20 protein-coding genes and 1 pseudogene are annotated in these 21276 nt (G+C 66.8%); 4 read left to right on the forward strand and 17 right to left on the reverse strand.

Translation table 11 applies throughout. The annotated features are described in order from the left end of the window. Positions 1–43 precede the first annotated feature (43 nt). Entirely contained in the window at positions 44–631 is a 588-nt protein-coding gene (gene pgsA / locus LGM42_RS15310; protein ID WP_011544951.1) for a CDP-diacylglycerol--glycerol-3-phosphate 3-phosphatidyltransferase, read from the reverse strand. A 90-nt stretch (positions 632–721) separates the two neighbouring features. Beyond that, entirely contained in the window at positions 722–2755 is a 2034-nt protein-coding gene (gene uvrC, locus LGM42_RS15315; RefSeq protein WP_059638288.1) for an excinuclease ABC subunit UvrC, read from the reverse strand. A gap of 76 nt (positions 2756–2831) precedes the next feature. On the opposite strand from uvrC, the gene earP reads away from it, so the two are divergent. The 3 genes from earP (at position 2832) to LGM42_RS15330 (ending at position 6373) form a co-directional block, all read left to right on the forward strand. Then, on the forward strand, positions 2832–4025 hold the full coding sequence (earP, locus tag LGM42_RS15320) for an elongation factor P maturation arginine rhamnosyltransferase EarP (RefSeq protein ID WP_226232612.1): 1194 nt from the start codon (positions 2832–2834) through the stop codon (positions 4023–4025). 137 nt (positions 4026–4162) lie between these two features. Continuing rightward, positions 4163–4720, forward strand: coding sequence for an elongation factor P (efp, locus tag LGM42_RS15325; protein ID WP_059573996.1), 558 nt, complete (start codon positions 4163–4165; stop codon positions 4718–4720). A 267-nt stretch (positions 4721–4987) separates the two neighbouring features. Continuing rightward, positions 4988–6373 (forward strand): sigma-54-dependent transcriptional regulator, encoded by a 1386-nt coding sequence (locus tag LGM42_RS15330; RefSeq protein WP_059573997.1) that lies wholly within the window; start codon positions 4988–4990, stop codon positions 6371–6373. 173 nt (positions 6374–6546) lie between these two features. Here the strand turns inward: LGM42_RS15330 and nagZ are convergent, their stop codons facing one another. Continuing rightward, on the reverse strand, positions 6547–7575 hold the full coding sequence (gene nagZ, locus LGM42_RS15335) for a beta-N-acetylhexosaminidase (RefSeq protein ID WP_059573998.1): 1029 nt from the start codon (positions 7573–7575) through the stop codon (positions 6547–6549). Between the two features lie 136 nt (positions 7576–7711). Here nagZ and LGM42_RS15340 point away from each other — a divergent pair. Next, positions 7712–7930: pseudogene (locus LGM42_RS15340) on the forward strand (zinc ribbon domain-containing protein); the annotation flags it as partial. 33 nt (positions 7931–7963) lie between these two features. On the opposite strand, the gene acpS reads toward LGM42_RS15340, so the two are convergent. The 14 genes from acpS to fabF all read right to left on the reverse strand — a co-directional run bounded on the left by acpS (position 7964) and on the right by fabF (position 21238). Continuing rightward, on the reverse strand, positions 7964–8410 hold the full coding sequence (gene acpS / locus LGM42_RS15345; RefSeq protein WP_059573999.1) for a holo-ACP synthase: 447 nt from the start codon (positions 8408–8410) through the stop codon (positions 7964–7966). Between the two features lie 81 nt (positions 8411–8491). Then, the gene (pdxJ, locus tag LGM42_RS15350; protein ID WP_060313255.1) at positions 8492–9268 is read right to left on the reverse strand and encodes a pyridoxine 5'-phosphate synthase; all 777 of its coding nucleotides are present in this window, start codon (positions 9266–9268) and stop codon (positions 8492–8494) included. Next, entirely contained in the window at positions 9265–10101 is an 837-nt protein-coding gene (recO, locus tag LGM42_RS15355; protein WP_059574001.1) for a DNA repair protein RecO, read from the reverse strand. The genes pdxJ and recO overlap by 4 nt, the downstream gene beginning before the upstream one ends. Then, positions 10088–10987 carry a GTPase Era gene (era, locus tag LGM42_RS15360; RefSeq protein ID WP_006476493.1) on the reverse strand — a complete coding sequence of 300 codons (900 nt, stop codon included), beginning with the start codon at positions 10985–10987 and terminating at the stop codon, positions 10088–10090. Before era ends, recO begins: the two co-directional genes overlap by 14 nt. Positions 10988–11047: 60 nt before the next feature. Further along, positions 11048–12277, reverse strand: coding sequence for a ribonuclease III (gene rnc, locus LGM42_RS15365; protein WP_060313248.1), 1230 nt, complete (start codon positions 12275–12277; stop codon positions 11048–11050). Between the two features lie 152 nt (positions 12278–12429). Then, complete coding sequence (gene lepB / locus LGM42_RS15370; RefSeq protein WP_059574003.1) at positions 12430–13323, reverse strand: signal peptidase I; 894 nt, start codon at positions 13321–13323, stop codon at positions 12430–12432. A gap of 16 nt (positions 13324–13339) precedes the next feature. After that, the gene (lepA, locus tag LGM42_RS15375) at positions 13340–15133 is read right to left on the reverse strand and encodes a translation elongation factor 4 (RefSeq protein ID WP_021159691.1); all 1794 of its coding nucleotides are present in this window, start codon (positions 15131–15133) and stop codon (positions 13340–13342) included. A gap of 156 nt (positions 15134–15289) precedes the next feature. Continuing rightward, the gene (locus LGM42_RS15380; RefSeq protein WP_060313242.1) at positions 15290–15568 is read right to left on the reverse strand and encodes a glutaredoxin family protein; all 279 of its coding nucleotides are present in this window, start codon (positions 15566–15568) and stop codon (positions 15290–15292) included. A 7-nt stretch (positions 15569–15575) separates the two neighbouring features. After that, positions 15576–17060, reverse strand: a complete 1485-nt coding sequence (locus LGM42_RS15385; protein ID WP_060313238.1) for a DegQ family serine endoprotease — start codon at positions 17058–17060, stop codon at positions 15576–15578. A gap of 16 nt (positions 17061–17076) precedes the next feature. Further along, positions 17077–18129 (reverse strand): MucB/RseB C-terminal domain-containing protein, encoded by a 1053-nt coding sequence (locus LGM42_RS15390; protein ID WP_059638278.1) that lies wholly within the window; start codon positions 18127–18129, stop codon positions 17077–17079. A gap of 5 nt (positions 18130–18134) precedes the next feature. Beyond that, positions 18135–18752, reverse strand: coding sequence for a sigma-E factor negative regulatory protein (locus tag LGM42_RS15395; RefSeq protein WP_059574007.1), 618 nt, complete (start codon positions 18750–18752; stop codon positions 18135–18137). Between the two features lie 86 nt (positions 18753–18838). After that, positions 18839–19438 carry an RNA polymerase sigma factor RpoE gene (gene rpoE / locus LGM42_RS15400; protein ID WP_006490873.1) on the reverse strand — a complete coding sequence of 200 codons (600 nt, stop codon included), beginning with the start codon at positions 19436–19438 and terminating at the stop codon, positions 18839–18841. 91 nt (positions 19439–19529) lie between these two features. Further along, a complete protein-coding gene (locus LGM42_RS15405) occupies positions 19530–19994 on the reverse strand; it encodes a hypothetical protein (RefSeq protein WP_059574008.1) in 465 nt (154 codons plus the stop codon). Between the two features lie 11 nt (positions 19995–20005). After that, positions 20006–21238 carry a beta-ketoacyl-ACP synthase II gene (gene fabF, locus LGM42_RS15410; protein ID WP_059574009.1) on the reverse strand — a complete coding sequence of 411 codons (1233 nt, stop codon included), beginning with the start codon at positions 21236–21238 and terminating at the stop codon, positions 20006–20008. Positions 21239–21276: the final 38 nt, after the last annotated feature.

Below are 21276 nucleotides of genomic sequence, written 5' to 3' on the forward strand. Positions count from 1 at the left end.
CCACCGAGACTGCGCGGAGGCAGACGCGCAGAGGCGACGCGGGTCACGCGCCGCCGCGCTCGCGAATCTGCGGCCACGCGAGCTTCATGTAGTACAGCATCGACCAGATCGTCAGCACCGCCGCGAGATACATCAGCCACTCGCCCCACACGCGCGTATCGATCGTCACGACGCCGAGCGGCAGCGGCCCGTAGAACAGCAGCATCGGAATCGCGACCATCTGGCACGCGGTCTTGAACTTGCCGAGCTGGTTCACCGCGACGCTCTTCGACGCGCCGATCTGCGCCATCCATTCGCGCAGCGCCGAAATCGCGATCTCGCGACCGACGATCACGAGCGCGATCGCCGCGTCGACCCGCGAAATCTGCACGAGGATCAGCAGCGCGGCCGTCACCATCAGCTTGTCCGCCACCGGGTCGAGAAATGCGCCGAACGACGACGTCTGGTTCCACTTGCGGGCGAGGAAGCCGTCGAACCAGTCGGTCAGCGCGGCGAGGATGAAGATCGCCGCCGCCGCGAGATTGCGGTGCGCGCCGCCCATCACCGTGTCCGGCAGATAGAACACGCCGACGACGAGCGGAATCAGCACGATCCGTACCCACGTCAGGAAAATCGGGAAATTGAACGGCATGGCATGCGGGACAGTAAAGGATTCGCAATTGTGCCGTGTCGACCGGCCTGCCACAAGAACGCTGGCAACGCCGCCGGCCGCACGGCCGCGTCAGTGAAGCTGCTTGTAGATCTGCTCGGCGAGCGCGTGCGAAATGCCTTCGACGCTCGCCAGTTCCTCGACACTCGCGGCCACCACGCCGCGCAACCCGCCGAAGCGCGCGAGCAACCGCTGCCGGCGCTTCGCGCCGACCCCCTCGAGCTCCTCCAGCCGCGACGTCTGGCGCGCCTTCGCCCGCTTCGCCCGCATGCCGGTGATCGCGAAGCGGTGCGCCTCGTCGCGGATCTGCGCGACGAGCATCAGCGCGGCGCTCTCCTTGCCGAGCTCGAGCGGCGCGCGGCCGTCCGCGAACACCAGCGTCTCGAGGCCGACCTTGCGCCCCTCGCCTTTCGCGACGCCGACCAGCATCGACGTATCGAGCCCGAGCTCGGTGAACACCTGCCGCGCGATCTCGACCTGGCCCTTGCCGCCGTCGATCAGCACGATGTTCGGCAGCAGGCTCGACGCCTCTGCCTGGCGCGTCGACTCGCCGTCGATGCCGGCCGCTTCGTCGGCGGCGGCCGCCTGCGCGGCCTGCTCGACCATCTTCTCGTAGCGGCGCGTGAGCACCTGCCGCATCGCCGCGTAATCGTCGCCCGGCGTGATGCCCGTGATGTTGTAGCGGCGGTACTCGCTCGACTGCATCTTGTGATGGTGATAGACGACGCACGACGCCTGCGTCGCCTCGCCCATCGTGTGGCTGATGTCGAAGCATTCGATCCGCAGCGTCGCGAGATCGTCGCTGTCGTAGCCGAGCGTCTCCGCGAGCGCGCGTGTGCGCGCCTGCTGCGACCCTTGTTCGGACAGCAGCCGCATGAGCGCGATCCGCGCGTTCTGCTCCGCCATCGACAGCCACGCGCGCCGCTGCCCCTGCGGCTGCCGCACCAGCGACACCTTGTGGCCAGCCTGCTCGGACAGCAGCTCGAGCAGGTCGCGGCTCGCGGGCGCATGGCTGACGACGAGCACCGGCGGCACGCGGTTGCCAAGATAGTGCTGCGCGATGAACGCATCGAGCACCTCGGCCTCGACCGAGGCCGCCGCCGTGGCACGCGCGCCGCCGGCCTCTTGCGCGGGCTGGTCGGGCACTGCATCGGCCGGCGCGTCGATCGCCTCCGCCGGCTCGGCCTCTTCACCGAGCCCGCCTTCGGCGAGCGTCAGCGCGCTTTCGACGTGCGTCGGAAAATACGCCTTGTCGCCGAGATGCCGGCCGCCGCGCACCATCGCCAGGTTCACGCACACGCGTCCGCCCTGCGCGACGACCGCCAGGATGTCGACGTCGCTGTCGCTGCCGACCTCGATCGCCTGCTGGTGCAGCACGGTCGCGAGCGAGCTCATCTGGTTGCGCACGGCCGCCGCCTGCTCGAATTTCAGCTCGGCCGCGAACGCGTGCATTTTCTGCTCGAGTTCCTTCATCACTTCGGACTGCCGGCCGAGCAGAAACCGCGCGGCGTTCGACACGTCGACCGCGTAATCCTCGTCGGAGATCGCGCCGACGCACGGCGCCGTGCACCGCCCGATCTGATGCAGCAGGCACGGCCGCGTGCGGTTGTTGAAGACCGAATCCTCGCAGGTGCGCAACTGGAACACGCGCTGCAGGATCTGGATGCTCTCGCGCACGGCCCACGCGCTCGGGAACGGCCCGAAATACTGGTTCTGCTTGTCGACCGAGCCGCGGTAGTAGGCCATCCGCGGAAAGCGGTGCGCGGTGAGCTTCAGGTACGGATACGACTTGTCGTCGCGAAACAGGATGTTGTAACGCGGCGCGAGCGCCTTGATCAGATTGTTCTCGAGCAGCAGCGCCTCGGCTTCTGAGCGCGTGACGGTCGTCTCGATGCGCGCGATGCGCGTGACCATCATCGCGATGCGCGGCGACAGCTGCGTCTTCGTGAAATAACTCGACACGCGCTTTTTCAGGTCGCGCGCCTTGCCGACGTAGAGGACGGCGCCCGCCGTGTCGTAATAGCGATAGACACCCGGCATGTGCGGCAACTGCGCAAGGATCTTCTTCGGTTCGAACGGAGTATCGGAGGCTTCTGGGGATGTCATGCGTGATCCGGGCGCCTTGTAACGCGGAACGGGTCTATTAGAATCGCCAGTTTAGAGCATTCACCGGCCCGCTTCGATGCCACGCCCCACCGCCATCCCCCTCCGCGCCGTCCCGCTCGCGCCGGGCGAACCGATCGCCTGCGACCTCTTCTGCACGGTGATCGACAACTTCGGCGACATCGGCGTGTGCTGGCGCGTCGCGCGCCAGCTCGCGCATGAGCACGGCTGGCAGGTTCGCCTGTTCGTCGACGACCTGCACACGTTCGCGCGCCTGCTGCCGCAGGTCGATCCCGACGCCGCGCGGCAGACGGTCGACACGATCGTGATCGAGCACTGGCATGCGGACGTCGGCGACGCGCTGGACATCGCCGATGTCGTCATCGAGGCGTTCGCGTGCGAGCTGCCCGCTCCCTATCTCGCGGCGATGGCGCGGCGCGCGCGGCGCCCCGTGTGGATCAACCTCGAATACCTGAGCGCCGAGGACTGGGTCGCCGATTTCCATTTGCGGCCGTCGCCGCATCCGCGCTACCCGCTGCTGAAGACGTTCTTCTTCCCGGGCCTGTCGGCGGGCACCGGCGGCGTGCCGAAGGAGCGCGACCTCGACGCGCGCCGCACGGCCTTCGACGCCGATTTGGCAGCCCGCGCCGCGTGGTGGCGGCGCGCGACCGGCGGCGCGCCGCCGGCGCCCGGCACGACGGTCGTCAGCCTGTTCGCCTACGAGAATCCCGCCGTCGAGGCACTGCTCGCGCAGTGGCGCGACGGCCCGTCGCCGGTCGTCGCGCTCGTGCCGGCCGGGCGCCTGTCGCCCGCCGTCGCGCGTTTTTTCGGGGCCGAATCGTTCGGCGCCGGCGCGCTCGCACGCAGCGGCAACCTGACCGCCCATGGGCTCGCGTTCGTTCCGCAGGCCGACTACGATCCGCTGCTGTGGGTCGCCGATCTGAATTTCGTGCGCGGCGAGGATTCGTTCGTCCGTGCGCAATGGGCGCGCAAGCCGTTCGTGTGGCACATCTACCCGCAGGCCGACGACGTGCACCTGCCAAAGCTCGATGCCGCGCTCGCGCACCTGTCGGCCGGCCTCGCCGATGCGCCCCGCACGGCGCTCGAGCGGTTCTGGCACGCATGGAACGGCGCCGGCACGCCGGACTGGGCCGATTTCTGGCAACACCGCGCCGCACTGGACGCCAATGCGGCCCGCTGGGCCGACGCGCTCGCGGCCGTTGGCGATCTCGCCGGAAAACTGGCGGAATACGCAAAATCTCAGTTAAAATAAGCGGTTATCCGACGGCTGGCCACGCAAGCGCTCGCGTTTGAGCTTTAGGCGCCCACCGGAACGCATCTGCTTGGCGCCTCACCCGTTGTGCACCGCTCAGGCACTTATTTATTTGATTTGATCAGGACAGTTTTTTTATGAAAACCGCACAGGAACTCCGCGTAGGCAACGTCGTGCAGATCGGCAACGATGCCTGGGTCATCGCAAAGACGGAATACAACAAGTCGGGCCGTAACGCCGCCGTCGTCAAGATGAAGATGAAGAACCTGCTGACGAACGCGGGCCAGGAATCGGTCTACAAGGCCGACGACAAGTTCGACGTCGTCGTGCTCGACCGCAAGGAAGTGACGTACTCGTACTTCGCCGACCCGATGTACGTGTTCATGGACGCCGACTACAACCAGTACGAAGTCGAAGCCGAAATGATGGGCGAAGCGCTGAACTACCTCGAAGACGGCATGGCTTGCGAAGTCGTGTTCTACAACGAGAAGGCGATCTCGGTCGAACTGCCGACGATCCTCGTTCGCGAAATCACCTACACGGAACCGGCCGTCAAGGGCGACACGTCGTCGGGCAAGGTGCTGAAGAACGCGAAGCTCGCGACCGGCTTCGAACTGCAAGTGCCGCTGTTCTGCAACACCGGCGACAAGATCGAAATCGATACGCGCACGAACGAATACCGCAGCCGCGCATAAGCGTCAGCGATATCCGCGTCAAACAAAGCGCCCTTCGGGGCGCTTTTTGTTTGTCTGGCGCCAACAGCTGCCGCAGGCAGCAACCATGCGCAGCACAAAAGCCACCGGTAAAGATATTCAATTTGTATCATCGGTAACTGTTTTATAGCGCCGGAGAAATAATGCGCGTGACGCGTTCGGCGGGGCATAAAATCAATCTTTAATCCGACATGCGGCTGCGGTCCGCTGGCCGACAGCCCGCCTCTCTTGACTCGACTCGCGTCCACCATGCCACACGCCCTGATTGTCGAAGACGATCCCAACAGCCTGTCAGGCCTCACCGCGCTGCTCGCCGCGGACGGCTTCTCGGTCGACACGGCCACGTCGCTCGCCGAAGCGCGCACGGCGCTCGGCCGCTCGATTCCCGACGTCGTGCTCGTCGACCTGAACCTGCCGGACGGCAGCGGGTTCGACCTGCTCCAGCACCTGCCGCAGCAACAGCCGAACGGCTCGCTGCCGGTGATCGTGCTGACGGGCAACGCGACGGTCGAGAGCGCCATCGAGGGCTTGCGCCACGGCATCTGGGACTACCTGCTCAAGCCGATCAACATTCCGCGCCTGCGCAGCCTGCTCGCGCGGATTCCCCGCCCGTACGAGCTGATCGACGAAGTACAGTCGTTGCGTGCGTCGCTGCGCCATCTCGGCCGCTTCGGCGCGCTGGTCGGCCGCAGCGACGCGATGCAGCACGTGTACGACATGATCGAGCACAACGCCCACACCGAAACGGCCGTGCTGTTCTCCGGCGAGGCCGGCACCGGCAAGAAGCTGGCCGCGCGCACGCTGCACGAGCTGAGCCGGCGCCGCAAAGGGCCGTTCGTGTCGTTCGACTGCCGCATGCTCGCGCAGGCCGGCCGGCACGGCGCCTCGCTCGACAGCGTGCTGTTCGGCCACGAACGCGGCGCGTTCGACGGCGCCGAGCGCCGCGAATCCGGCCTGTTCGAACAGGCCGGCGGCGGCACGCTGTTCCTCGACGAAATCACCGCACTGCCGCTCGTGCTGCAGGAAGCGCTGCTGCACGCGCTCGATTCGCAGAACTTCATGCGGATCGGCGGCACGAGTTCGATCACCAGCGATTTCCGGCTGATCGCGGCCACGCGCCGCCCGGCGCGCGAAGCGGTGGCGAACGGCACGCTGCGCGAGGATCTGTGGCTGCGCCTCGACGCGGCGTCGATCACGATGCCGCCGCTGCGCGAACGCGACGGCGACGCACTCGCGATCGCGGATGCGCAGATCGACGAACTGAACCGCGAAGCGCGCGCGACCGGCCGCAGCACGACCGACAAGCGCGCGGCGCCGGGCTTCGTGCGCGAATGCCTGTCCTACGAATGGCCGGGCAACGTGCGCGAGTTGCGGGAACGCGTGCGCTTCGCGTACGACGCATCGGGCGACTTCATCGAGACGCTGCGCGCCGGCGAGGCCAGCTTCTCCGCTGGCGCCGCACTGAACGGCAGCAGCGTGCAGATCAAGGTCGGCACACCGCTGTCCGACGTCGAGGATCTGCTGATCCGGGCAACGCTCGACGCGGTCGGCGGTACGCGCCACCGCGCGGCGACGCTGCTCGGCATCAGCCCGAAGACGCTGTACAACAAGCTGCAACGGATGAAGGTGAACTGAGCGGACGCGCCCCTGCATGCGGGCGCTGGTCGAGTTTGACCGTTAGTTGCATCAAAGTCCGCTCCGGCGACTGCCCGACTCAGGGCTGTCGCAACGCGTAAAAAAGCCGCGCGACTGCGCGGCCTTTCGTTCGGGGAGACCGGAACGGCGCGACTCGCGCCATCCCTGCCCGCTTACGCGAGCGCGCTGTTCAACAGCGCCCGCGCCTGCCGATACTCGGGTTGCGCGATCAGCTTGTCCCACTTGAGCGCCTTGCCGCGCGCGCGCATCCGCTTGAGGCGCCGCACCGATTCGGCCGAGGCCCGCGCCTTCAATCCGTTCAGCACGACCTCGGCCGCGTCCGGCTGGTTGCAGACGAGCACCATGTCGCAACCGGCGGCGAGCGCGGCGTCGGCTGCTTGCGTGAGCGTGCCGCCTTCGCGGGCGGCCTCCATCGACAGGTCGTCGCTGAAGATCGCGCCCGTGAAGCCGAGCCTGCCGCGCAGGATGTCCTGCAGCCACACGCGCGAGAACCCGGCCGGCCGCTTGTCGACCTGCGTGTAGATCACGTGCGCCGGAATCACCGCGGCCAGCGACAGCCCGAGCCAGTCGTACGGCGCGACGTCCTGTTCGAGGATCGCGTCGAGCGTGCGGTCGTCGGTCGGCAGCGCGACGTGCGAATCGGCTTCCGCGAAGCCGTGCCCCGGGAAATGCTTGCCGCAGTTCGCCATGCCCGCGAGCGACAGCCCGTGGTTCAGGCTCTTCGCGAGCAGCGTGACGACGCGCGGGTCGCGATGGAACGCACGGTCGCCGATCACCTTCGAGTGCCCGTAGTCGAGGTCGAGCACCGGCGTGAAGCTCATGTCGATCCCGCATGCGCGCAGTTCGGCGGCCAGGATGTAGCCGACGGCAGTCGCGACCTTCGTCGCGAGCAGCACGTCGCGATCCCACAGTTCGCCGAGGCGACGCATGGCGGGCAGCACGGTAAAGCCGTCGGTACGGAACCGCTGCACGCGCCCGCCTTCGTGATCGACGGCGATCAGGATGTCTTCGCGCACCGCGCGGATCGAGTCGGTCAGCGCGGTCAGCTGCGCACGATTCTGGAAGTGCCGCGCGAACAGGATCACGCCGCCGGTATTCGGATGCGCGAGGCGCCGCGCATCGTCGCGCGACAAGGCCGTGCCGACGACGTCGAGCATGACCGGGCCGGGAGTCGTTTTCATCAGAATTTGCTCCGAGAAACTCCGCCATTGATGGCGGGAAGGAAAGGGGTGCTGTTGACAGGCAGCTTCTTCCACGGGTTAGGATCACCTGCATGATCCTTGTCTACCGCTACCGGGTGAAGTCGCTCAACGGACTGCTACGTTCGAGGAAATCAACGAAAGCGGTTCCACCCAGTCCTGTTCGGCGTGCGGGTCGCAAGACAGCACGGCGCGGCCGAAAGGTATCGCGGGACTGAGAATAAGAGAGTGGGCCTGCAGTGGCTGTGGTGTCGTGCATGATCGAGATACCAACGCTGCGCTGAACATTCTCCGATGCGGACGTGCATCGCCAGGTGTGGGAATCCACCGCCTTTAGGCGGCGGATGACGTCAACGAATCGGGAATTCCGTCAGGAGGAGGTTCGGGAAACAGGTGCAGGGGCACGCGCGGCGGCCGTTTCAGCGTCCGTTTCGGCGATCACGAACGACACCGCGTAGTCGCGTTCGTCGCTGACCGTCACGCGCGCCGTGATGCCGCGCGCGGCCAGCCAGTCGGCCAGCTCGCCTGATGCGACCACGTACGGCTCGCCGCTCGGATGATTGAGCGTCTGCAGTGCGCGCCACGTCATCGGCCAGTGCATGCCGAGCCCGATCGCCTTCGAGAACGCTTCCTTCGCGGAGAAGCGCGTCGCGAGAAACGCGATGCCGCGCGCCTCGGAGCGCGCGCGCCGGGCGTGGAACACGCGTAGCTCGTCGGGGCCGAGCACCTTCTCGGCAAACCGGCCGCCCGTGCGCTCGAGCACGGCCGCGACGCGGCTCACTTGCGCGATGTCGGTACCGATACCGTAGATCGCCATGTCAGTCTCCGCGGGGGTGGCCCGGCGAGGCCGGGTCAAGAGCGCCGCGAACGGCGTGCGGGGCGCGGCGGCCTCGCATCGTCAGCGCGCGCCGCCGTGCAGCGCGGCGACGCGTGCGGCGACCATGATCGCCTTCATCTCGCGCACCGCGTTGTCCCAGCCCGCGAAGATCGCATGCGCGACGATCGCGTGACCGATGTTCAGCTCGACGATGCCGTCGATCGCGGCGATCTGCTGCACGTTCGTGTAGTGCAGCCCATGGCCCGCATTGACCTTCAGGCCCAGCTGCGCGCCGGCCTGCACGCCCGCGACGATACGCTCGTATTCGCGCTGCTGCTGCGCTTCGTCGTGCGCTTCGGCGTAGCGGCCCGTATGCAGCTCGATCACCGGCGCACCTGCTTCGTGCGCGGCGCGAATCTGCGTGTCGTCCGGGTCGATGAACAGCGACACGCGCACACCCGCGTCGGCAAGCTGCCTGCACGCCGCACGCACGGCCTCGAAGTGGCCGGCCACGTCGAGACCGCCTTCGGTCGTCAGTTCCGCGCGCTTCTCCGGCACGAGGCACGCATCGTGCGGACGCACTTCGCACGCGATGTCGAGCATCTCGGCCGTCACCGCGCATTCGAGGTTCATGCGTGTCTTCAGCAGCGGGCGCAGCTCGCGCACGTCGGCGTCGACGATGTGGCGGCGATCCTCGCGCAAGTGCAGCGTGATCGCGTCCGCGCCCGCCTCTTCGGCGGCGAGCGCCGCGCGGATCGGATCGGGATAGCGCGTGCCGCGTGCATTGCGCAGCGTCGCGACGTGGTCGATGTTCACGCCAAGGTCGATGGCGGTGGGCGTTGTCAGGAAGAAGCTCATAGGTTTTGCAGGTCGATCAGGATCTGACGCGTGGCGAGCGGCGTACCGCCGAGATAGGTGTTCAGCAGGAAGCGCATCAGCGTCTTGCTCTGCGCAACCGTCTGGGCTCGATGGTAATCGTCCTGCTCCATGTCGAGCAACGTCTGCCCGGTGATGACCGGCCAGTGCGACGGCACGTCGTCGTCCGCGTTGCGCACGCCGCGCTCGGGGTCGAACACGTAGCGCCGGTCGGGTTCGACCGCACGGCGGGCGACCGTGCGGTTCAGCGCCATCGCATAGCCGGTCTCGCGCAGCAGCACGCGCTCGAACGAGCGCAGCACCTGCACGGCGGGCTCGCCGTGCGCGAGCCGCGTGAGCGTCAGCACGTAATGATTGAACAGCGGCGGCTGGGGGTCCTCGCGCGCGCAGAATTTGACGAGCAGCTCGTTCGCGTAGAAACCGCACAACAGCCCGTCGCCGCCGAGCGGCAGCATCCCGCCGACCCATTCGGCGCCCGTCAGCGTGCGCACCTCGGATTTGCCCGACCACGACAGCAGCAGCGGCTGGAAGGTCTGCAATACGCCGCGCAACGCGGAGTGCGGGCGTTTCGCGCCCTTCGCGACGAGCGCGAGCCGGCCGTGATCGCGCGTCAGCACGTCGACGATCAGGCTCGTTTCCCGATACGGATAGCTGTGCAGCACGAACGCCGGCTGCTCGGCGACGCGGAAATCGGACGTGCGAGACGTCGCGCGCCGCGCCTTGCGCGGCGGTTCGGGCGGTGCCGGCAGCGGCGCGTCGTTCGCGCCGGCCGTCACCGCGTCTTCGGTCGACGTCAGCGCGTCATTCGTACCCATAGGCACGCAGCCCCGCCTCGTTGTCGGCCCAGCCGCTCTTCACCTTCACGAAGGTCTCGAGGTACACGGGGCCGTCGAACAGCTTTTCCATGTCCATCCGCGCCTCGGTGCTGATCTGCTTGAGCTTCTCGCCCTTCTTGCCGATCACCATCGCCTTGTGCGAATCGCGCTCGACGAGGATCGTCGCGAAAATGCGCTTCAGGCGGCCCTCCTCCTCGAACTTGTCGATCAACACGGTGCTCGTGTACGGCAGCTCGTCGCCGGTCCAGCGGAACACCTTCTCGCGCAGGATTTCGGCCGCGAGGAAGCGCGAGCTGCGGTCGGTCAGTTCATCCTCGCCGTAGATCGGCTCGCCTTCCGGCAGGTATGGCTTGATCGTGTCCAGCAGGCGCTTGATGTCTTCCGGCTTCTGCGCCGACAGCGGCACGAGCTCGGTGAATTCGCGCAGCTCGCTCACCTTCTGCATGAACGGGAACAGCGTGGCCTTGTCGTTCACACGGTCGATCTTGTTCGCGATCAGCAGCGTCGGCATGCCGGGCGGGATCAGGTCGAGCACCTTCTGGTCGTCGGGCCCGAAGCGGCCGGCCTCGATCACGAACAGGATCACGTCGACCGACGTCAGCGTCGACGTGACCGCGCGGTTCAGCGAACGGTTCAGCGCGGTGCTGTGACGGGTCTGGAAGCCGGGCGTGTCGACGAACACGAATTGCGCGTCGTCGAACGTGTTGATGCCGGTGATGCGGTGGCGGGTCGTCTGCGCCTTGCGCGAGGTAATGCTGATCTTCTGGCCGACGAGTGCGTTCATCAACGTCGACTTGCCGACGTTCGGGCGGCCCACGATCGCGATCATGCCGCAACGGAAACCGGTAGGAGCGGGAGTGTTCATATCGTTTGGGAGACAGGTTCGGAAACGGCCGCGCGGCGCGCGGCACGATCGATGGGCAATTCAGTGGTCGGCATCGGCCACGCGCGCCTGCGCGGCAGCAAGGCTCGCGCCGCCGGGTGGCGTCTCGGCGTCGGGCGCCGCGGCATCGCGTGCGCGCGCCGGCGTGCGCGCGGCGGAGTCGCCTCCCGCAGCAGGCTTGTCGGCCGGCGACGATGCCGGATCGGCTGCGTGGCCGGCCGGCTTGTCGGCTGCGCGAGGCGCGGCCTCGGCGGGCTTTTCCGCGGCCTTGTCGGGCCGCTCGGCCGGTTTGTCGGCAACTTTGTCAGCCGCCGGCTTCGCCGCCCGTTCGCCCTTGTCCGCCGCCGGTTCGACATGCGCCGCGCGAATCGCGGCCATCGGCGCGACGGCCGGTTCGGCGCCAGCCGTCGCAGCCGCAGCCGTTACGGCCGGCACCGCGCCGCCCGCCCTCGCCTCGCGCGCCGCCGCACGCTCCTTCCGCTCGGGCGAGCGCAGGTCGAGCGCTTCCTGCACGCCCTTCACGCCCGGCACGATCTCGGGTTCGACATGCTTCGACCCGCGCGCGTTTTTCGAGCGCTTCGGCTTCGCGGCCAGCATCGGCGCGGCCGCCATCACCTCGTCGAGCGCCTTCTTCGCGGCGGCCTGCTCGGCCGCGCGCCGGCTCGCGCCGGAGCCCGATACCTTCACCTCCAGCTTCGGCACCGTGCATTCGACCTCGAACTGCTGATTGTGCGCCGCACCATGCGTCGCGACGACCGTATAGGTCGGCAGCGCGATCTTGTGCCCCTGCAGGTATTCCTGCAGCAGCGTCTTCGCGTCCTTGCCGAGCGTGCGCGGATCGATATGGTCGAGAATCGGGATATAGAGGCGCTTGATGACCCCTTGGGCGGCTTCGAAGCCGCCATCGAGGAACACGGCCCCGATGATGGCTTCGAATGCGTCCGCGAGGATCGACGGGCGGCGGAAACCGCCGCTGCGCAGCTCGCCCTCGCCCAGCCGCAGGCCGTCCGAAATATTGAGGGCCTGAGCAATTTCATACAGCGACTGCTGTTTGACGAGGTTGGCGCGTACGCGCGACAGGTCGCCTTCGTCCAGCTTGCCGAAGCGCTGGAACAAAAGGGCGGCCACCGCGCAATTCAGAACGGAATCGCCGAGAAACTCGAGCCGTTCGTTGTGCGTGGCACTGTGACTGCGATGGGTCAAAGCCTGGCGCAACAATTCCGCATTGCGAAATTCGTAGCGCAGCCGGCTTTCCAACTGGGATAGGGGCATGTGCAGGAGTATAACGCGGGCGCCCGGTCGGGCCGAAACGGCACGGCCGGACACGAAAAGGCGTGACGAGGCGGTGTTACCGCCGGTTCTTAAAGTAGTTCGGCAATACGCGACGCGGCCCGTGCGTCGCGTAGTGCGTGTGAATCAATGCATCAGTTGAAGGAACCGATGCGCTTCAGGTCGCTGAAGTTCATCCAGATGAAGAACGCGCGGCCGACGATGTTCCGGTCGGGCACGAAACCCCAGTAGCGGCTGTCCGCGCTGTTGTCGCGGTTGTCGCCCATCATGAAGTAGTGACCGGGCGGCACCTTGCAGATCACGCCGCGGCTGTTGTACGTGCAGTTGTCGCGATACGGATAGTCGTATGCGCCCATCACGAACGGCGGCACGGCCGGGTTGTTGAGGATCGCGTTCTTCTTGTTGCCGATCGTTTCCTCGAACTGCTTCGCGTAATTCTGGCGCTCGTCGTCGAAGTAATCGGGCAGCGGCGCTTCGGGCACCGGCTGGCCGTTGATCGTCAACTGCTTGTCCTGATACGCGACCGTATCGCCCGGCAGGCCGATCACGCGTTTGATGTAATCGACCGACTCGTCCTTCGGATAGCGGAACACGACGACGTCGCCGCGCGACAGCGGGCTGCCCTGCGTGATCTTCGTGTTGGTGACCGGCAGGCGCAGCCCGTACTCGAACTTGTTGACGAGGATGAAGTCGCCGACGAGCAGCGTCGGCACCATCGACCCCGACGGAATCTTGAACGGCTCGACGACGAACGAACGCACCACGAACACGGCCAGGATCACCGGAAAGAAACTCGCCGTGTACTCGAGCCACCACGGCTGACGCAGCTTTTCGTCACGCAGCTTCGACCGCGTCTGCGCCGCGTTTTCGTCCGCGAAACGCTTGTCGATGCGCGACTGCTGGCGATCGAACTCCTCGATCGCCGAATCGGCCGCCTTGCGGCGCCGCGGCAGGAACACCAGTTTGTCCAGCACCCACGCTACGCCCGTCACGACGACGAGCACAAAAAGAATCAGCGCAAAATTCATAAAAGGATCAGTCCTGTTATTTGTCTTCGACGCGCAAGATCGCGAGGAACGCCTCCTGCGGGATCTCGACCGAACCCACCTGCTTCATGCGTTTCTTACCTTCTTTCTGCTTCTCGAGCAGTTTCTTCTTCCGCGTGATGTCGCCGCCGTAGCACTTCGCGAGCACGTTCTTGCGCAGCGCCTTGATGTTCTCGCGCGCGACGATGTGCGCGCCGATCGCGGCCTGGATCGCCACGTCGTACATCTGGCGCGGAATGATCTCGCGCATCTTCGCGGCGACTTCGCGGCCGCGGTATTGCGACTGCGACCGGTGCACGATGATCGACAGCGCATCGACCTTGTCGCCGTTGATCAGCATGTCGACCTTCACGACGTCCGACGAACGGTATTCCTTGAACTCGTAGTCCATCGACGCATAGCCGCGCGACACCGACTTCAGGCGATCGAAGAAGTCGAGCACGATCTCGGCCATCGGGATCTCGTACGTGAGCTGCACCTGGCGGCCGTGATACTGCATGTTGATCTGCGAGCCGCGCTTCTGCTCGCACAGCGTGATCACCGAGCCGACGTAATCCTGCGGCATGTACAGGTTCACGGTGACGATCGGCTCGCGGACTTCGGCGATACGGCCGGGCTCCGGCATCTTCGCCGGATTCTCGACCATGATCGTCGAGCCGTCGCTCTGCACGACCTCGTAGACGACCGTCGGCGCGGTCGTGATGAGATCCATGTCGAATTCGCGCTCGAGCCGCTCCTGCACGATTTCCATGTGCAGCAGCCCGAGGAAGCCGCAGCGGAAACCGAAGCCGAGCGCCTGCGACACTTCCGGCTCGTACTGCAGCGATGCGTCGTTCAGCTTCAGCTTCTCGAGCGATTCGCGCAGCGCGTCGTACTGGTTCGCCTCGACCGGATACAGCCCCGCGAACACCTGCGGCTTCACTTCCTTGAAGCCCGGCAGCGGCTCGGCAGCGGCCTTGGTCGCGTGCGTGACGGTATCGCCGACCTTCGCGGCCGTCAGTTCCTTGATGCCGGCGATGATGAAGCCCACCTGCCCGGCCGACAGCGATTCGAGATTGCGCGACTTCGGCGTGAACACGCCGACGTGCTCGACCGGATACTGCGCGCCGGTCGCCATCATCTTGATCTTGTCCTTCGGGCGCAGCGTGCCGTTGACGATGCGCACGAGCATCACGACGCCGACGTAGTTGTCGAACCACGAATCGATGATCAGCGCCTGCAGCGGCGCGGCCGGATCGCCCTTCGGCGGCGGCACCTTCGCGATCAGCGCCTCGAGCACGTCCTCGACGCCGAGGCCCGTCTTCGCGCTGCAGCGCGTCGCGTCGGTCGCGTCGATGCCGATCACGTCCTCGATCTCCTCGATCGCGTTCTCGGGGTTCGCGGCCGGCAGGTCGATCTTGTTCAGCACGGGCACGACCTCGACGCCGAGCTCGATCGCCGTGTAGCAGTTCGCGACCGTCTGCGCCTCGACGCCCTGGCTCGCGTCGACCACGAGCAGCGCGCCTTCGCACGCGGACAGCGAACGGCTGACCTCGTACGAGAAGTCGACGTGCCCCGGCGTGTCGATCAGGTTCAGGTTGTAGACCTTGCCGTCGCGGGCGCGATACGACAGTGCAGCCGTCTGCGCCTTGATCGTGATGCCGCGCTCGCGCTCGATGTCCATCGAGTCGAGCACCTGCGCTTCCATTTCACGGTCGGCGAGGCCGCCGCATACCTGGATGATGCGATCCGCGAGCGTCGACTTGCCGTGGTCGATGTGCGCGATGATCGAGAAATTGCGAATATGATCCATTCAGTGCCGATCAAGCGAAAAAGGCGCGCTCGACGACTGCGGAGCACGCCTTGTGTAAGTCGGTGAAAAAACGGCTTATTTTAGCCGAAAAGGCTTACGCCGGGCGGGATTTCGGACGGCCCGCCACGCGGGGCGCCGGCGGGGCCGCCCGCCGGATCAAGCCCCATGCAGTGCGGCGCCGGCCGGCGGCGTGCCAGGGTCGCGCCGGGCTGCCAGCGCGTCGCGCACCCGCGCGCCGTCGAACCGGTGGCGGCACACTTCCGCACCGTCCAGCAGCAGCACCGGCACGTCCTCGTCGTAACGCGCGACGAGCGCCGCATCGGTATCGATGTCGACGTAGTCGATCGCGACGCCGAATTCGGCCGCCACCGGCGCCAGTGCGTCGCGCATGTCGTCGCACAGGTGGCACCAGCCGCGGCCGTAGAGCGTGAACATCGGCGCGTTACTTCTGGCGCGGCCGCACGGGCACGAACTGCGTGTTGTCGCCGCGCCGCACGAGCACCGCGACCGCCTTCTGCGGATCGAGCTGCGCGGTCACGTCGGCGAACTGCTTCGCGCTCGTGATGTCGGTGTCGCCGACGCGCAGCACGATGTCGCCGCGCTGCAGGCCCGCCCGGGCGGCCGGGCCGTCGACGCCGTCGATCTGCACGCCGTTCTTCAGCTTCAGCGTCTTCATCTGCTCCGCCGTCAGGTCGCTGACCGTCAGGCCGAGCGAATTGCTCTGGCGCGGCTTCTGCGGCGCGTTCTTGCGCTGCTCGGCCTTCGCCGTCGACTCGGCCGGCGTCTCGGCGATCGTGATCGGCAGATCGCGTGCCTGACCCTTGCGCCACACGCTGACCGTCGCCTTCGTGCCGGGCTTCGTGTCGCCGACCATGCGCGGCAGATCGGACGCCGCATCGACCGGACGGCCGTTGAACTTCAGGATGATGTCGCCCGGCTGGATGCCCGCCTTGTCGGCCGGGCCGCCCGGCTCGACGCTGCTGACGAGCGCGCCTTCGGCCTTCGGCAGCCCGATCGAATCGGCCACGTCCTTCGTCACCTCGCCGATCGCCACCGCGATCCGGCCGCGCGTGACCTTGCCCGTCGCCTTCAGCTGGTCGGCCACGCGCATCGCCTCGTCGATCGGAATCGCGAACGAAATGCCCATGAAGCCGCCGGTCCGGCTGTAGATCTGCGAGTTGATGCCGATCACCTCGCCCTGCATGTTGATCAGCGGCCCGCCCGAGTTGCCGGGGTTCACCGCGACGTCGGTCTGGATGAACGGCAGGTAGTCGCCCGTGTTGCGGCTCTTCGAGCTGACGATGCCGGCCGTGACCGTGTTGTCGAGGCCGAACGGCGAACCGATCGCGACGACCCACTCGCCGACGCGCACCTTGTTCGAATCGCCGATCGCGACGACCGGCAGGTTCGACGCCTGGATCTTGACGACCGCGACGTCCGTGCGATCGTCGACGCCGATCAGCTTCGCCTTGAATTCGCGCTTGTCGGTCAGCGTCACGTAGATGGTGTCCGCATCGTCGACGACGTGCGCATTGGTCATCACGTACCCGTCGGCCGACACGATGAAGCCCGAGCCGACGCCGCGGTTCTGCTCGGTGTCGGGTGGATTGTCCGGCGTCGGCGCGTTCTTCGGGTTGCCGCCGTTACCGGGCGCCTGCGGCAGCGGAATGCCGAAGAAGCGCCGGAAGAATTCCGACATGTCGCCGTTGTCGAAGCCAGGCGGGAGCACGCCGCGCGGGCCGGGTACCGGCACGTTCGCGGTAGTCCGGATGTTCACGACCGCGGGGCCCACCTTTTCGACGAGGTCGGCGAAATCGGGCAGGCTGGCAGCGGGAGGCGTGACAGCGATCGCGGTTTGCGGGACGAGCGGCAGGCAGGCACACAGCGCCGCCGCCGCGAGCACTTTGCGCAGCGTGAGTTTCGTCATGTCGGAAGCCGTAGCGTTACTTGGAAGCCTTGTATTCTATGGCAGACGCGAACTGCTGCAACGTTGCCGGCGGCACTTCGCCGAGCACGGTGACCCAGTAGTCGCCGCGACGCTTCACGAGAACGTGCGTCGCACCGGTGCTGCCCGCGCCTTCCTTACGCGTATTTTTCTCGGCCGGCTCGATGAAGACCGAGACCGTCGCGAGGCCGTCGGTGAAAACGGCCTGATCGACCGGGATCGGCGGATCGCCCGCATCGCGCGCGGCCATCGGCCGGCGCACTTCACGAATCTTCTGGAAGCCGGCCACGCTCGGCGCGAGCTGCCAGCCCTGCGCTTCCATGTCGACCGTCGCGACCGGCGGGCGCACGACCGTCCAGCCGTTCAGGTTGCGCATGCCGGCGGCAATCGCGGCCTTGTCGCCGCTTGCACCGCCCGTCTGCAATTGCGAGAACGCGATCTGCTCGAGCACGTGATCGTTCGCGTCGAGCGTCTGCGAACGCAGCAGCAGCCCGGTGCGGGCGTCGGCCCACAGCTTGTACGTGAAACGGTACGCATCCTTCGGCACGAGCTCGACGACCTGCGCGTCGATCCCGGCCACGCGGTCCTTGCCGAGCGGCTTCGCATCGTAGACGGACATCACGTGCTCGCCGCTCGCGCCGAGCAGCGCCGGAAACGAATCGCGCGTCTGGCGACGCTCGACCACGCACAGCTTGCGCTCGGGTACGAACGTGTACAGCTCGTCGTTATGCCGCAGCAGCTTGCGCGGCTTGCCGTCGAGCGTCTCGATCCGCTCGAACTCGCCGTCGCGGGACGCGACGTGCGCGATGCGCGACGACTGTACGTACCCGCCGCGCTGGTAGACGAACGTCCCTTCGTAGCTCTGCTGCTGCGCCGCCTGCTGGACGCGGTCGAGCCAGTCCGCGGCGCCCTTGCGGGTGGCGAGGGGATCGTCCGGTTGCTGGGCGCTGGCGGGAAGGGATTGAACGGACAACAGGGCGGCTGCGCAAAGCAGGAGGGCCGGCAGCCGCTTCCATCCGGAGATGGCGTGATTCAACTGCAATGTCCGCATCGGGTTTATTGGCCTGGCGTGGTGGTCACGGCAGCGCGGATCAGCGGCATCGAACCCGTGACGACGGGCTGCTGCGCGAATTGCTGGTGCGCTTCAAGGTATTGGTCGAGGCTGGCGTCGCGAATGATGTTGACGTCCTGCAGGCCCGGCTGGGCCGATGCCTGCGCAACCGTCACGCGCTGCAGGTTGCCGTTTTGCGGCGCGCCTGCCGAGGCGACCTGGACGGCGCCCGGCGCACCGGCCGTCTGCATCTGCGGGACGACGATCCACGTCAGCGTGGCGGCCGCGGCGGCCACCGCGAACGCGGGCACGACACGGCGGCGCAGCGACAGCAGCTTGCGCGCGACCGGCGCGGCCGCCGGCGCCAGCAGGTGCGGCTCGCTCTCGAGCGCGGCCGACATGCGCGCGGTGAACGCGACGCTCAGCGCGGGCGGCAGCGCGAGTTCGTCCGAGCGCAGCGCATCGCCGATCAGGTGGTAATGGGCCCACGCAGCGCGATCCGCGCGGTCGAGCTCAGCCAGAAACTGCCCGTGATCCGGGCCATCGAACATTTCGCCGTCGACCAGCGCGGAAAGGCGCTCGCCGCGCGAGCACGCCTGCGATTGCGTATTGACCGACCCCATGATGCTCCCCATCTTGCACACCCCGTCGTGACTTCACGACTCTATCCGTAACTAGACCCCGACCCGCGTCGCTCCGCCCGTCGCGCTTACCAGCGCTTGCCTTCGGGCGTATCGAGCAGCGGACGCAATTTGGCAGCGATTGCTTCGCGCGCGCGGAAGATCCGCGAGCGGACCGTCCCGATCGGACAGCCCATCATTTCCGCGATCTCTTCGTAGCTCAGGCCCTCGATCTCGCGCAGCGTGATTGCCTGACGCAGTTCCTCGGGCAGCAGAGCCATCGCAGCGTTGACCGTCTCGGCAATCTGCTTGCTCATCAACATCGACTCAGGCGTGTTGATATCCCTTAGTTGGTCTGCGTCGGAGAAAGTTTCCGCTTCCTCCGCATCGGCCTCGGTGGAGGTCGGCGCCCGGCGGCCTTGCGTCGCAAGGTAGTTCTTCGCCGTGTTGACAGCAATTCGGTACAACCACGTATAGAACGCCGATTCGCCGCGAAATTGCGGCAGCGCACGATACGCCTTGATGAACGCGTCCTGGGCCACATCCTCGACCTCGGCGGGATCCCGCACGAGGCGCGAGATCAGCCGAATGATCTTGCGGTGGTATTTGGAGACCAGGAGTTCGAACGCCGCCTTGTCGCCCTTCTGTACGCGCTCGACCAGAGCCTGATCGATTTCTTTTTCACTCACCTGACAAATCCGTTAACTAGGGATGCAACGCGGAGCGTTATTGTAGCGTTCCGGCGCCGGCCGCTGGTTACGGTCGGTAACCATGCCGCCGTCATGCCCGCCCCGCCGCCCCGGCCGTTCTCGCCAGCACCGACAGCGCGCTGAACGACGCGGCATCGAGCGCGTCGGCCGGAATCAGCAGCGGCCGGGCGCGCCGGGCGCCCTGCCCGACCGACAGCACCAGCAGCAGGCTGCTCCAGTGCGCGTGGCCCGTCACGCGGCCGCGGGCCAGCAAGCGCCCGGTGCGGCCAAACGCCGCGATCTCCCCGAACGCATCGATCCGCAACTCGGCCGGCAGCCGGCGGGCGCAAGCCCGCACCGCGCATACGGCCAGCAGTGCAGCCGTCACGGCCGACACGCCCGCGCCGGCGGCAGCGCCCGCGCGCGGCGCCCAGAACAGGTACGCCGAGGCGGCAGCCGACGCGACGAACGCGGCCAGCACGAAATACGACACGGCCGAGGCCCGCAACGCAAAGCGCTGCGGACGCCCGGCCGGAGCATCGAATGGACTCGTCAAGCGATTCAGCGTCAGACGCGCTTGAACACCAGCGTGCCGTTGGTACCGCCGAAGCCGAAGTTGTTCTTCACGGCCACGTCGATCTTCATGTCACGCGCGGTGTTCGCGCAGTAATCGAGATCGCATTCGGGGTCCTGGTTGAAGATGTTGATGGTCGGCGGCGACACGTTGTTGTGCAGCGCCAGCACCGTGAACACCGACTCGAGGCCGCCCGCGCCACCTAGCAGGTGGCCCGTCATCGACTTCGTCGAATTGACCACCATCTTGTACGCGTGCTCGCCGAAGGCCGCCTTCACCGCGTCCGACTCGTTCTTGTCGCCCAGCGGCGTCGACGTGCCGTGCGCGTTCAGGTACTGAACTTCATCCGGGTTCACGCCGGCGTCGCGCAGCGCCGCGACCATGCAGCGGCGCGGGCCGTCCATGTTCGGCGCGGTCATGTGGTACGCATCGCCCGTCATGCCGAAGCCCGAGACTTCCGCGTAGATCTTCGCGCCGCGCGCCTTCGCCGCCTCGTACTCTTCGAGCACCATCACGCCGGAGCCCTCGCCCAGCACGAAGCCGTCGCGGTCCTTGTCCCACGGACGCGACGCGGTGGCCGGATCGTCGTTGCGGGTCGACAGCGCGCGCGCTGCCGCGAAGCCACCGATGCCGAGCGGCGACACCGTCGATTCGGCGCCGCCCGCGACCATCACGTCGGCGTCGCCGGCCTGGATCAGGCGCGCGGCGAGGCCGATGCTGTGCAGGCCGGTCGTGCAGGCCGTCACGGCCGCGAGGTTCGGGCCCTTCAGGCCGAACATGATGCTCAGGTGACCCGAGATCATGTTGATGATCGAACCCGGCACGAAGAACGGCGAAATCCGGCGTGCGCCGCGATCGACGTAGGTCTGGTGCGTATCTTCGATCATCGGCAGGCCGCCGATGCCGGAACCCACCAGCACGCCGATGCGTTCCGCGTTGGCTTCGGTCACTTCCAGCCCGCTGTCCCGCATGGCCTGGACGCCGGCGGCGATGCCGTAATGGATGAACGTATCCATGTTCCGGGCTTCCTTCGCCGGGATGTACTCCTCGGCGCTGAAACCCTTCACTTCGCCCGCGAAATGGCAGGCGAGGTTCGACGCATCGAACTTCGTGACGGTGGCGATACCGGACTTGCCGGCGACGAGATTGGCCCAGCCGTCGGCAACATTATTGCCAACAGGCGAAATCAGCCCCAGGCCTGTAACGACAACACGACGGCGGCTCACGGTAACCTCTTTTCCATTATTGGATGACAAAAACAAAA

This window comes from Burkholderia sp. AU39826 (genome assembly GCF_020419965.1).
Classification (GTDB): Bacteria; Pseudomonadota; Gammaproteobacteria; order Burkholderiales; family Burkholderiaceae; genus Burkholderia; species Burkholderia semiarida.